Genomic DNA, 13,103 nt, shown 5'->3' on the forward strand with positions numbered 1-13,103 from the left:
AATTGTCTGATTTCAGATAATGCAAATAGTTCAGGGGAACTAAAAAGTGAACATCAATCCTAAAATCGCCCAATCGATTAAAATTGCATTTGCAATGGGAGCAGCTTCAACCCTTCTAACGACAACACACGCCTTCGCACAGGATACAGCCACAGCTGAACAGCAGGTTGAAAAAGTGCAGGTTACCGGCTCACGCATTAAGCGTACCGACATGGAAACGGCCAGTCCCGTTGCAATCATCAGCGCTGAAGACATTTCTTTAGGCAGCTACACGTCGGTTGAACAGGTTTTACAACAAAGTCCTGCTGCCAGTGGTATGGCAACAGGTGCCGCATCAAACAACGGCGGTGTGGGTGCTGCCCGCATTAACCTGCGTGGTTTAGGCGCCAACCGTACACTGGTACTGGTTAATGGCCGCAGAATGGTAAACTCCGGCACCGGCGCAGACTCTTCAGTTGACCTTAACACTATCCCGCTGGCGGCAATTAAGCGAATTGAAGTACTGAAAGACGGTGCTTCTGCGGTATACGGCTCAGACGCTGTTGCCGGTGTGGTTAACATCATTACAAAAGACGACTTTGAAGGTTTTCAGATTGATGTCGGTTATGCAGGCAGTGATGAGGGTGATGCCAACACAGGTAACATCAGTATTGTAACCGGTGCCGGCGGTGATAAAGGCAATATCGTTCTGGGTATCAGTTATGTTGACCGTGGCTCTGCTATGCAGGGTGATCGTGGTTTCTCTGCCTGTCCTGACAACGATTATGATGCAGAAGGTAACTGCCAGTCAGGCAGTTCCTATGTACCGGGTGGTGCATACAATGCCGGCGACGGCTGGGGAACACTGGACAGTGATAAGAACTTCTCTGAAGGATACACGCCTTACAACTACTCTGAGCGTTCTTATCTGTACACGCCGCAGGAACGTATCGGCTTATTCGCGAACGGTAATTACAACCTGACTGATGATGCACAGGCATACATGGAATTTTTGTATACCAAGCGTACATCCACGCAGCAAATGGCACCTTCTCCGATCAGTGCAACCCTGACCGCTGATGCTACAGGTAACCCTTTCGGTGTCGCAACCTCCATGCGTCGTCGTATGACAGAAGTGGGTGACCGGGTTTTCGATCAGACCACAGATACCATCCGTTCAGTCGTCGGATTCCAGGGCTATCTGGATATCGGTAACGGTTTTGACTGGGATGTGTCTTACACCTACGGCCGTAACGATGCGACAGACCGTTCTTCCAATTACATCAACCTGACTAAAATTTATCAGACCATGGACACTGATGTGTGTGACGATGTCACGATTCCTTGTCAGGACTGGTTCGCCACTGAAGGCAATATTACTCAGGAAACTCTGGATTACATCACTTATACCGACCAGGCGTCCGGTGGTAACCAGTTTACTTCCTGGAATGTAAACCTGTCGGGAGAACTTTTTGAGCTGCCGGCCGGTTTCGTCGGCTTTGCCGGTGGTGCGGAATACCGTAAAGAGAAAGGCTGGTATCAGCCTGATGCGGTAACTGTTGCAGGTGATGGCAGCGCCTCGGCGCAGGATCCTACATCCGGTGGCTACGACACCACGCAAGTTTACGCAGAATTTGCTGTGCCTTTACTGGCTGACGTCCCCGGAGCAGAAGAGCTGTCTCTTGATGCCGCTATCCGCTGGTTTGATTACAGCACGTTTGATTCTGATATCACCTGGAAGCTGGGTCTGACCTGGCGTGTAAACGAAGATCTGATGTTCCGTGGTGTGGCGTCTACTGCATTCCGTGCACCCACCGTAGATGAACTGTACGGCGGTAATGTGGGTTCTTTCGATTACCTGGTTGATCCGTGCTCAGGCTACGGCAGCCTGGATACTGCGTCAAACGTATATCAGGCCTGTAATGCGCAGATTGGTAACACCTCTTATGCGTACACGGATTCTCAGATTGAAAATACCTATGTGACCATTGATAACCTGAGCCCGGAAGAGGCTGATACTTATACATTAGGTGTGGTGTACAGCCCGTCTTTTGTGGAAGGCTTATCAATGACACTGGATTATTTCACCATTGAATTGAGCAACGCTATTTCCCGTATCGATACACAGTCTTATCTGGACAGCTGTTACGGTGGGGATGAAGAAGCTTGTAGTGTACTGAGCATCGTCCGTGACGATATCACCGGTAACATTGATTACATGGAATCACCGCTGACTAACGTGGGTACCCTGAAAACCCGTGGTGTTGATGCCAATGTGACCTATAACTTCGACGCACTGGGTCTCAACTGGAACGTTAACTGGGATACCACCCGTCTGCTTGAGTACACCGAAGACAATGTGGAATACACGGGTAAAATCGACGGTAACAACGGTGGATTTGCAGAGTGGAAGTCTAACTTTGCGATTAAAGCCGGTACTGATGACTGGAAGCTGCGCTGGAAGATGCGTTACATCGGTGGCATGACAGACGATTACTATCTGGAATCGTACGGTCTGATGACTGATGTGGGTACTGTGGTGTACCACGATGTTTCAGGTGAATACTACATCAATGATCAGTGGTCAGTGTCTGCCGGTATTGACAACCTGTTTGATAAAACACCTCCGTACCTGTATTCGTACAACGATATGAACACAGTACCGGAAGTTTACGACGTGCTGGGCCGTTATTTACACGCCCGCATCACTGCACGCTTCTAAGCTTTGTGCAATATGAGTAAAGCAAGTCCTCAAACATGCTTGCTTTACTCTGATTGAACTGCGCAACCGGTCGTCTCCCTGGTACCGTGTTGCGCTTTTTTTTAGTTAAAAGCTGAATGTGCGGCTGACACTGGCAAATAATCTTGCATCCGCCGTGTCGTAACTCAATGTTGTATCCTCCGCTGCAATCTCAATGTCAAAACCATGAAACTGTGTCTGATACGCCACTTTATAATGCACATAACTGCTGTCGCCGGTATCCCACTGATATTTATCTTCATCCAGTGAATGAGAGTTATCTACCGTCAGCTGTATCGCATGGTTGTCTGCAATACTGAACGTATGGGCGACTTTCCCGATGACATGATCTGCGCCGGTACCGAAATAATCCCACGAATACCACAGTGTGGTTTCTGTTATACCCAGACGGTGGGTAAAAATCAGTTTTCCGTACATCTCCGGGTAGTTATATTCGCTGGCTGCAGAGCTGCCATAATAGCTGTAGTAAGCAATACCGAAATCAGCATCTGTTGATTCATTCAGTGACTGATAATAACCAGTGTAAAAATCCAGTTCGCGGTTTGCTGCATCGCCGTAATCCACATTGGACGTCCAGCTGCCAGCATACCAGCCGTTGTCAGCTGCATAGTCGATACTGCCCTGAAGGGCCGGACTATTCTGCGTCTGACTTACTCCGTTAAACATGTAATCAGAGGCGCCGGTTACCGTCGCTGACCAGTCCGCCAGCGCGGCCGGTGCAACGGCAAGTGAGCAAATCGCTACCATTTTTGAATATGTAAACTGCATATATTCTCCTTACTGCATGGTTTCGATTTTTTCAAAATCGAGTTCATTTTCTTTCGGTGAGCTGTCTATTTTTCTGACCGGTGTGAATTTCTTGTACAGAATGTAGCCCAGACAGCAATAGAACAGGGCAATCACCAGGGCGCCGACCCACTGAATTTTCAGGAAGTCGATTTTGAACAGCATGGTCAGTGCTGCCAGTGCGATGAAGTTCAGGAAAAAGTATTTCCACTTACCCAGTCGTCCTGACGACAGGTTCAGGTTGTCGGTATACAGACGAATGAGGGAATCCAGCGAGTTGATCACAAACACAATGCCTACAAACACCATGGCGATGTTGCGGATCCCGGTGGTATCCAAACCTGCCTCGTGATAGTGATACAGCACACCAAACCACAGTGCGATGGGGATCGAGGGGAAGATCAACATCGCTGACAGCACCTGCCAGGTTTTTAAGCCGCCGACGAAGCGGGAAGTAAACTGACCAATCATGATGCTCCAGGCAAACCACCAGAAAAGATAAAATGCGTGATAGTTATTCAGCGGGAACAGGAAGTGCTCAATATTGGCGAAATAGCCGCCCAGCAAGGACGTGGCAGCGAAGTATTCCGAAATGTCACTTTTACCCCACAAGAAAGCACCGCCCCACATGAATGCAATGAGCGAGATAAACAGCCAGGTTGTAGAAACACTTAAAATTCTGACGTATTTAATATCTGTACTGCTGTACACCGAAAAAGCGATGGCTGCGAATACGATAAGATAAAACACAGGTACTATGGACTCGCCATCTCCGAGGGACGGTAAATACCATGGCAGGTTTTTAAGTAGCAGGAACGCTGTAAATGCACAGGTACCGATGATCACCACATTATTGATGAACTTTACCCAGCTGATTTCAAAGAATTTTACTTTAGGCTCGATGACACAGAAGTAAAAACAGGTAACAAAGTAAAAGGCCCAGATAAAGAAGCCCCAAAACCCGAACTCAATGGCGAGTGGGTTGGTAAAGGCATACTCCGGGTTTGCCGGGGTATCGGCATAGGTACTGAACTCCGTCAATGGAAACATGATCAGTCCTACATCCAGTCCTGAAGTAAACAGAATGGAAATGAAGGTCAGTGTTTTCACCGGCGTCACACCGATCATGGTTAAGTTGCCCCATTTCCACAAAATGAAAACAATGGCGATAAGGGTTAGCGCGATACCGGCGCTTAACCATAAATTCATAGGTTACTCCTGATTGTTCACCGGCGATTCAACGCCCATTACACCCATATCTCTGCTGCGTTGACGTTGCTTCCACTTAAGATCGCCCAGCACATCACGGTTCTCTGAAGCCAATGGTTCATTACCCAGGATCAGATCGGCAGCCCGCTCAGCCACCATGATGGTCGGAGCATTCAGGTTGCCGTTAGGAATGGTGGGGAAGATGGACGAGTCAACCACGTGCAGATTAGCGATACCGTGTACCCGGGTTTGTGAGTCGACGACGGCCATATTATCTTCACCCATTTTGCATGAGCAGGAGGGGTGGTAGGCACTTTCCACCGCCCGGCGGACAAATGCGTCGATTTCCTCATCAGTCTGTACCTGCTTGCCGGGCTGGATTTCTTCGCCGCGGTACTTATCAAAGGCAGGCTGATTGATGATTTCACGGGTCAGCCTGACGCAGGCACGGAAGCCTTCTATGTCATCCTGATGTTGCAGATAGTTGAACTGTATTGCCGGAGCCTGTGAAGGATCTGCTGACTTTACATGCACGAACCCACGGCTCTTTGGTTTGTTGTGGCCAATGTGCACCTGGAAGCCGTCACCTTTTACTGCACTTTTCCCATCGTAACGCATAGCGGCGGGTAAAAAGTGATATTGCAGATCAGGCCATTCCACACCTTCTTTCGAGCGGATAAAGCCGCAGGACTCAAAGTGATTGGTGGCACCGAGGCCATCTTTAAACAGCAGCCAGCGGGCTCCGATCAGGCCTTTTGAAAACCAGTCCAGTTTGCTGTTCAGTGTGACTGGTTCTTTGCAGTAGAACTGGAAATAAAACTCCAGATGGTCCTGCAAGTTTTCTCCCACACCGGGTAAGTGATGCTGACAATCAATACCGGCTTTTTCGAGTACTTCGCGGTTACCGATACCGGATAGTTGCAACAAATGAGGAGATCCGATTGAACCGGCACTGAGAATAACAGCCTTGCTTGCAAACGCTTTTTCAGTGCCGTCTTTGCCGGTGAACTGAATACCTTTTGCGACCTTGTCTTCAAGCAGGACTTTTTCAACAGTCGCGCGGGTCACAACAGTCAGGTTGTCGCGGTGCTTAACCGGATGCAGATAAGCCCTTGCAGCAGAGCAGCGCTTTCCGCCTTTCACGGTCATGTGCATCGGGCCAAAACCTTCCTGCTGCGCGCCGTTGTAATCGAGCGTTTCTGCATAACCCGCCTGTTTGCCCGCTTCAATGAAAGCGGTATAAAGGGGATTCTGCATCTGGTTGCCGTTATTTGTTCCCAGCGGGCCGTCTTCTCCGCGGTAGGCGTTGGCACCTTCGTACCAGTCTTCTGCACGTTTAAAATAAGGCAGACAATGTTGATAATCCCATTGCTCAGCACCGTGCTCTGCCCATTCGTCAAAGTCACGGGCATGGCCCCTTACGTACACCATACCGTTTATTGATGATGAGCCGCCCAGGACCTTTCCTCTCGGGCAGTGCATTTCACGGTCATCAAGATAAGGCTCCGGTTCCGTGTGAAACTGCCAGGCGTATTTGTCGGTATTCATCGGAATCGACAGGGCAGTGGGCATCTGAATGAAAATGCTTTTGTCACTGCCGCCGGTTTCTACCAGTAAAACCTTATGCTGCTTATTGGCAGACAAACGGTTTGCCAGCACACAGCCTGCAGAGCCCGCACCGATGATAATGTAGTCATACTGTTTCATCGTGACTCCTTAAAACGGTGCTTCAAGTGGTGTCATGCCCATGTATACCGATTTTGTCTGGGTATACTGATCAAGGGTTTCGATACCGTTCTCACGGCCGATGCCGGATAGCTTGTAGCCGCCCACAGGCATTTCAGCAGGAGAAGCGCCGTAGTTATTGACCCAGCAAATTCCGGCTTTCAGCTGGTGGATGACACGGTGAGCCCGCTGAACATCTTTGGTCATGATGCCTGCTGCCAGGCCCAGAGGGGTGTTATTAGCACGGCTTATCACTTCTTCTTCATCTTTAAAAGTCAGAATACTCATGACAGGGCCGAAGATTTCTTCCCTGCAGATAGTCATGTCGTCCGAACAGTCTGTGAAAATGGTTGGTGCCACGAAATAGCCGTTGGGAGCATCGTCCGGTTGCAACGTCGTGCCACCGGTGAGTAATGTTGCGCCTTCAGCTTTGCCTTTTTCGATGTATCCCATCACAAGATCCTGATGTTTTTTCGAAATCAGGGCACCGAAATTGACGTCCGGGTTCATCGGATCGCCGGCTTTGATATTGTTTTCCGTGCGGGTTTTCAGTTCACTGACAAAAGCGTCATAAACACTTTCATGAACAAATACCCGTGTGCAGTTCGTGCATACTTCGCCCTGGGTGTAGAAATTCCCAAGCATGGCTGCACTCACAGCCTGAGAAATATCGGCATCGTCAAAAACGATAAGGGGGATTTGCCACCTAACTCCATGGTGACGTCTTTTAAATTGGCGGCAGCGGCTTCCATTACTTTACGGCCTGTGCCTACTTCGCCGGTAAACGACACTTTTTCAATGTCCGGGTGAGTGGTCAGCCAGTTACCTGTGTCGCCGTCACCATGAACCACATTAAACACACCGGCCGGCACGCCGGCTTCAATGTAGACTTTAGCCAGCTCAACCGCTCCCCGGGGCGTTTCTTCTGATGGCTTGAACAGCATGGCATTTCCGGCGGCCAGTGCCGGAGCCGATTTCCAGCAGGCGATCTGGATAGGATAATTCCATGCACCAATCCCAGCACAAATGCCCAGAGGCTCTTTACGGGTGTAGTAGAAATCCCCGCCCAGATCCTGTTGCTGACCAACCTGAACAGGGGCCAGATTGGCGAAGTATTCGATAGCATCAGCACCGGTGACCACATCCACGCAATCTGCTTCCTGAATGGGTTTTCCGGTATCCAGTACTTCATAACGGGCCAGTTCGTCGTTGCGCTCACGCAGAATAGCGACGGCTTTAAGCAGTATTCGCGAACGTGCCATTGCAGTCATAGAGGACCACTGCTTAAAACCTTCTCTGGCACTCTCTATTGCTGCCTGACGCACTGAGTCATCAGCAACTTCAACATCGTAAATGACTTCTCCGGTGGCCGGGTTAGTAACAGAGAAGGTTTCCCCGGACTGGTTACTGACAGGTTTGCCGTGGATAAAATTCAGAAGTCTTTTTTCAGACATTAGATACCTCAGTAAAAATTAAAAATGACCATGACACCGGCCAAAATACGGGTAGCAAAATACCCCCGCAGTGCAGGTATCATTCAATTCGAAATCGCGTTATATACTTTCTGAGAGGGTGTTTTGGCTCACTTTCGTTTGAAGTCAAACGGGTGTGATGACGCTTAATTATTATTTAGTGAATTTGAAAGCTTTCTGTATCAAATAGATAGCATGCTGAACTTCAGCAGAAAAAAACGCAGTAAAAATCGCGGCGCATGGTCGCAGAAATGAGAGGAAAAGGCAAATCAGCCCCTGCACGGGGCTGATTTAAAGGCTGGCGATTACTCGCTGTCGATGAGCGCGCTGGCGGCGGCTACTTTTGTCGGACTGACTTCTTCAGTGGGGTAACAACCCAGCACCTTCAGGTAGCGGGTCATCTTTTTCAGGCTCTCAATGGCATTTTGTACCGGCCCGTCTTCCAGATTTCCTTCGAAGTCGATGTAAAACATTTCTTCCCAGGGATTACCCGTGATCGGCCGTGATTCCAGTTTGGTCATATTAAGCTGGTTGTCTTTGAGCACCGTCAGAGCTTCAACGAGAGCCCCCGGCTTCTGTACAGTAGACATAATAATCGTGGTCTTAGCCGGAACCTGTAGCGGTACTTTTACCGGATCTCTGGATACAACAAAGAAGCGGCTGTGGTTCTCTTTCTGATTTGCCAGATTAGACTTAATAGCCATTAATCCGTAAAGGTTTCCGCCGGCTTCACTGCCGATAGCGGCCACATCGTCACGTTGTAACTCACTGACAGTCAGCATCGCTGAAGAGGTGGCATCCATGGTTTTCACTTCGACATTGCCCAGTTCCGCGAGGAAATGGCTGCACTGAGTAAATACCTGAGGGTGGGCATACAAGGTTTTAATTTTGCTGAGACTGGTGTCTTTAGCTACCAGTAAGCTGTGGCGGACAGGGTGGGTAAGTTCACCAATGATACTCAGGTGAGTGTGTTGCAGCTGGTCATAAACTTCATTGATGCTGCCTGAGCTGGTGTTTTCAATGGGCAGTACGGCGTAATCAGCTTCATTACTTTCTACTTTCTGAACAATTTCAGCAAAGCTCTGGCAGCCCATTTCCATCAGTTCACCGGGCCGGCGGGAGAAATATTTTTGTGTTGCCAGATAGCTGTAAGACCCTTTATCACCCAGAAAAGCGACACGGTTAAGCGGCAGGCTGCTGCCGGGATTTGCCCGCTCGGCCAGCATGGCTTGCTGATTCAGTACACTGTCTTCAATGATAACGTGAAAAATTTGGGTGACGTAGTGGGGATCCAGGCCAGCATTCCGGCCTTCTTTGATTAAACGGATAAGCAGTTGTTCTTCCCGTTTAACGTCTCTCACCGGAATGTGGTGGCGGATTTTTGTTTCTGCTACTTCATTGGTCAGCTGACGCCGCTCGGCCAGCAGGGTTAACAACTGGCTGTCCAGTTCGGTAATGCGTTTTCGTATTGCGTCTAAAGCGGGTTCTGACATAGTTCTACACTCGTATTCGTGGCAAAAAAAAACCTCCCGTGCGGGAGGTTTATACACACAGCGCATCCTCCCTCAAATGAAGGTGATAAAACCAAAAAAGAATGCGTTAGTGTGCTTTATATTCGTTTTCATATGCCCGACTTTATGACGATGACCGGTGAGTGTCAATAGTTTTATACAGTTTTGCACCGGTCGTTATCACCGTTCATCTTCAATATTAGGGCCGGTTGTGCTAGCAGGACCGGGGCATTACCGGTTACTCGCCTAAAAGTGCCGCCAGCATAGCCCGCACTTCGGTGGGTTCGAAGGGTTTATCACACAGGGCATTAACCCCGGTTTGCTGAATGTTAGCCATGTGCATACTATCCTGAGACTCAGATGTCACCATGATAATCGGGATGTGCGCAGTCTCCGGGTTAAAGCGGATAAATTCAGATAATTCACGGCCGTCCATTTCCGGCATGTTGTAGTCTGTCACTACCAGATCAAATTCGGCATCTTTGATATGCGTCAGGGCCATGGCACCGTTTTCTGCTTCAGTGATCTTCTTCAGACCCATTCCTTCCAGCACCCGGCGAATATGATTGCGGGCCAGACGGCTGTCATCAACCAACAGTACACGGACTTCATGCACGTCGAACAATTCCAGTTCAAGCTCATCGTGGTTAATCAAATCTAAACTTGCGTTCAGGGCACGGGACAAGTGAATCGGTTCGAAAGGCTTGGGCAAAATCGCGGCCACCCCTGCCTGTTTAAATTCTTCCAGTTTCACAGTACGGCTTTCGCTGGACACCAGCATGAAAGGAATGGATGCATATTCCTGATGACTTTTAATGAATTTTAGTAACTCAATGGCGGTGCCGTCTTCAAAATACATGGCACTGACAACCAAATCTGCACTGTGAGATTCGATAGCCTCGCGGGCTTCTTTAATTGAGCTGACAGCGTCAATTTCTCTGACGTTTTCCTTGAGTAACAGGTTTGTAATTATTTTTCGTTGTGTATCTGAAGGTTCGACCAGCACTATGTGCAAGTCAGAGATTGAAAGCTTTTCCATTTTTTCTCACCTGACGTCACTATATTGAATGAGACTAATTGTAGTAAGGATTCGGTTTATCCACCGGCCAGTTTAACGGTAAATTGTTTGTCCTGAAGTAAAGTCCGCAGTTTTTCGCGGTCATCAGTTTGAACTTCTATCAGGCCTTCCTTTACTGCGCCACCGCAGCCACATTTCTTCTTCAGCTCGGTACACAAGGCCTTCAGGGCTTTTGCATCCAGGTCCAGACCGTGGATAACGGACACACCTTTACCTTTGCGTCCTTTTGTTTCACGGTGAATTCTGACCACACCATCTTTGGAAGATGAGCGGGTCATTTGTGGTTTCGATTCCTGAATACGTCCACCGTCGGTACTGTATACTAATTTTGAGTCTTGCATATGTATGTCTCTGATTACGTTTGTATGGCACCGTACGGGTGATATAGTCTTTAGTCTAATATCAGTGCGCTTTTCGCTATTTCCGCATGCATCTCAGTACGTTAGTGTGCCTGCTAAGGTAATGATAAGAAATATTACAGGGAAATCCCAATGGATTCCGGCTTTTTCCGTTGTTTATGTTTTATAAACGGTTAATAACGGACTACGCTTAAACAAGATTTAATCAAAGGAAGAATGAATGACAATTGCAGCTGGTTTATCTGATGATGGCGTCACCTGGGTAATCGAACTGGACGATAAATTTGATTTCGGCAAGGTGCAGGAATTCAGAGATGCGTACATGTCGCTACCTCAAACTGTTGAAACCGTAGAAGTCGATTTGGGCAAAACGGAATACATGGACAGCTCGGCTCTTGGCATGTTGCTCAACATGCAGAAAACACTGGCAGACAAATCGCTGAAATACAAAATTACCCATTGTCGTCCTCAGGTCGGGCGCATCCTAACTATCTCCCGGTTCGACAAGAAATTTGCCATTTCCTGATAAGCAGAAAGGCTCAAAGCCATGAAAATTCTGATTGTCGATGACGAGTCGCTGAACCGCTTTTTGCTTCTGCACATGCTGGAAGAGGAGGGGTATACCGACTGCTACGAAGCGAAAAATGGTGCAGAAGCACTGGAGATGGCCTCACGGCTTAAGCCTGATCTCATTTTGCTTGATGTGATCATGCCCCAGATGAACGGATACGAGGTCGCTCCCCATTTGAAGCAAATGTATGGTGACAGCTATCTGCCGGTGATTTTCATCACTTCACTGGATGATAAAGAGAGTCTGGCCCGTTGTCTTGAAGTAGGTGGTGATGATTTTGTCGCCAAGCCTTTTGATAAAGTGATTCTGGCAGCGAAAATCCGTGCTCACGGGCGAATCCGGCAACTCAGCAATAAAATTGAAATGCAGAACCGTGCCTTACGGTATTTTCAGCAGAACGTTGACCGCGAACATACCATTGTCGAGCATATTTTTAATAACGCCATTGTAAACAAGTCTGAAATCACCGCTTTCTTCGATTTTGATTTGTCACCGGCGGCGGTGTTTAACGGAGATGTATTTCTGTGTGAAGCCAGTCCTGCCGGCGGCGTGTATTTCATGGTGGGTGACTTCACCGGTCATGGTCTTGCATCTGCTATCGGTGTGCTGCCTGTCAGCCGGTCTTTCCGTTCTATGGCCAGGCGTGGTCTCTCTGCCGGGGAAATGGCGGCAAAACTGAATACCACCTTATTATCTTTACTTCCGGCAGATATGTTTTGTGCCGCTGTCATTGTGGAAATCGATGCCAGCGGCAAGCGGTTTTCCGTCTGGAATGGCGGCATGCCTCAGTTATTGCTGAAGGAAGCTGGCACACGCCGGGTGCGCACCTTACCGCCAAGGCATATGGCTTTGGGTATCCTCGAGTCTGATGAATTTGAAGATGACTGCGAGGTGTTCGAAGCGGCAGAGGGAGACCAGCTACTGGTCTACACCGACGGACTGATGGAGGTGATGAATGCTGCCGGAGAAATGGCTGACGAACAGGGCGTTATTAAGTGGTTTTCCGCACAGGCAAAGGTAACTTCACAATATTTGCACGACAGGGCAGTGAATTACCGGGGCGACCTGCAACAGGCCGATGACATGACCATTGTGTTGTATACCTGTCAGTCACTGGCAACAGTGAAAAATGATTTTACCCTCAACGAGCTGCCTTACAGCATCAGTTTGTCTCTCAGCGGGGCAGAGCTTAAAAATCAGCATATCGTACCGTCGCTTATCGAAATGATTAATTCACAACCCGGTATGACGTTGCTGCGATCAGATCTATACACTGTACTTTCGGAGATGTTTAATAACGCACTCGAACATGGCATTCTGAAACTGGACTCTGCATTAAAGTCCTCACCGGACGGCTTTCTGGAATATTATCAGGCGCGGGAAATCAGACTTAAACAACTGCAGGAAGGTTCGGTCAGTTTTTTAATTCAGTTTCTGCCCAAAGATGCAGCACTGGATATCACAATCAGCGATTCCGGAGAGGGGTTTGATTATACCGCACCGGCAAATACCGGTGAAGACAACAGTTTTGGCCGGGGACTGACACTACTCAACGAGCTTTGTGAGCAGGTGAATTACTCAGGTAGCGGCAACACACTGAAGGTACGGTTGTCTGTAGACCGGTAATTTATCGCCGGCGCTTGATTGCTTAT

At 48.6% G+C, this 13,103-nt stretch carries 9 protein-coding genes and 1 pseudogene; 3 read left to right on the forward strand and 7 right to left on the reverse strand.

Features of this window, described 5'->3' with window-relative positions; all coding sequences use genetic code 11:
* Positions 1-46: 46 nt before the first annotated feature.
* Positions 47-2,701 (forward strand): TonB-dependent receptor plug domain-containing protein, encoded by a 2,655-nt coding sequence (locus tag DS731_RS07815; protein ID WP_232373511.1) that lies wholly within the window; start codon positions 47-49, stop codon positions 2,699-2,701.
* 105 nt (positions 2,702-2,806) lie between these two features.
* On the opposite strand, the gene DS731_RS07820 is transcribed toward DS731_RS07815, so the two are convergent.
* The 7 genes and pseudogenes from DS731_RS07820 to yciH form a co-directional block, all read right to left on the reverse strand.
* Positions 2,807-3,508, reverse strand: a complete 702-nt coding sequence (locus DS731_RS07820) for a TorF family putative porin (RefSeq protein WP_119500796.1) — start codon at positions 3,506-3,508, stop codon at positions 2,807-2,809.
* 9 nt (positions 3,509-3,517) lie between these two features.
* Positions 3,518-4,735 (reverse strand): BCCT family transporter, encoded by a 1,218-nt coding sequence (locus DS731_RS07825; RefSeq protein ID WP_119500797.1) that lies wholly within the window; start codon positions 4,733-4,735, stop codon positions 3,518-3,520.
* A gap of 3 nt (positions 4,736-4,738) precedes the next feature.
* Positions 4,739-6,442, reverse strand: a complete 1,704-nt coding sequence (gene betA / locus DS731_RS07830) for a choline dehydrogenase (protein WP_119500798.1) — start codon at positions 6,440-6,442, stop codon at positions 4,739-4,741.
* A 9-nt stretch (positions 6,443-6,451) separates the two neighbouring features.
* Positions 6,452-7,914 (reverse strand): annotated as a pseudogene (betB, locus tag DS731_RS07835) (betaine-aldehyde dehydrogenase).
* Between the two features lie 323 nt (positions 7,915-8,237).
* Positions 8,238-9,425 (reverse strand): prephenate dehydratase, encoded by a 1,188-nt coding sequence (pheA, locus tag DS731_RS07840; RefSeq protein WP_119500799.1) that lies wholly within the window; start codon positions 9,423-9,425, stop codon positions 8,238-8,240.
* 256 nt (positions 9,426-9,681) lie between these two features.
* A complete protein-coding gene (locus DS731_RS07845) occupies positions 9,682-10,482 on the reverse strand; it encodes a response regulator (protein WP_119500800.1) in 801 nt (266 codons plus the stop codon).
* A 56-nt stretch (positions 10,483-10,538) separates the two neighbouring features.
* A complete protein-coding gene (gene yciH / locus DS731_RS07850) occupies positions 10,539-10,862 on the reverse strand; it encodes a stress response translation initiation inhibitor YciH (protein WP_119500801.1) in 324 nt (107 codons plus the stop codon).
* Between the two features lie 238 nt (positions 10,863-11,100).
* Here yciH and DS731_RS07855 point away from each other — a divergent pair, with 238 nt between their 5' ends.
* Together DS731_RS07855 and DS731_RS07860 are read left to right on the forward strand one after the other, a co-directional pair.
* Positions 11,101-11,406, forward strand: coding sequence for an STAS domain-containing protein (locus DS731_RS07855; RefSeq protein ID WP_119500802.1), 306 nt, complete (start codon positions 11,101-11,103; stop codon positions 11,404-11,406).
* A 21-nt stretch (positions 11,407-11,427) separates the two neighbouring features.
* Positions 11,428-13,077, forward strand: a complete 1,650-nt coding sequence (locus DS731_RS07860; protein ID WP_119500803.1) for an ATP-binding SpoIIE family protein phosphatase — start codon at positions 11,428-11,430, stop codon at positions 13,075-13,077.
* Positions 13,078-13,103 lie beyond the last annotated feature (26 nt).

This window comes from Alteromonas sp. RKMC-009, from assembly GCF_003584565.2.
Classification (GTDB): Bacteria; Pseudomonadota; Gammaproteobacteria; order Enterobacterales; family Alteromonadaceae; genus Alteromonas.

Coding starts and splice junctions, on each gene's coding strand:
- DS731_RS07820 (WP_119500796.1), bottom strand. CDS start 3,508: ATGCAGTTTACATATTCAAAAATGGTAGCGATTTGCTCACTTGCCGTT.
- DS731_RS07825 (WP_119500797.1), bottom strand. CDS start 4,735: ATGAATTTATGGTTAAGCGCCGGTATCGCGCTAACCCTTATCGCCATT.
- betA (WP_119500798.1), bottom strand. CDS start 6,442: ATGAAACAGTATGACTACATTATCATCGGTGCGGGCTCTGCAGGCTGT.
- pheA (WP_119500799.1), bottom strand. CDS start 9,425: ATGTCAGAACCCGCTTTAGACGCAATACGAAAACGCATTACCGAACTG.
- DS731_RS07845 (WP_119500800.1), bottom strand. CDS start 10,482: ATGGAAAAGCTTTCAATCTCTGACTTGCACATAGTGCTGGTCGAACCT.
- yciH (WP_119500801.1), bottom strand. CDS start 10,862: ATGCAAGACTCAAAATTAGTATACAGTACCGACGGTGGACGTATTCAG.
- DS731_RS07855 (WP_119500802.1), top strand. CDS start 11,101: ATGACAATTGCAGCTGGTTTATCTGATGATGGCGTCACCTGGGTAATC.
- DS731_RS07860 (WP_119500803.1), top strand. CDS start 11,428: ATGAAAATTCTGATTGTCGATGACGAGTCGCTGAACCGCTTTTTGCTT.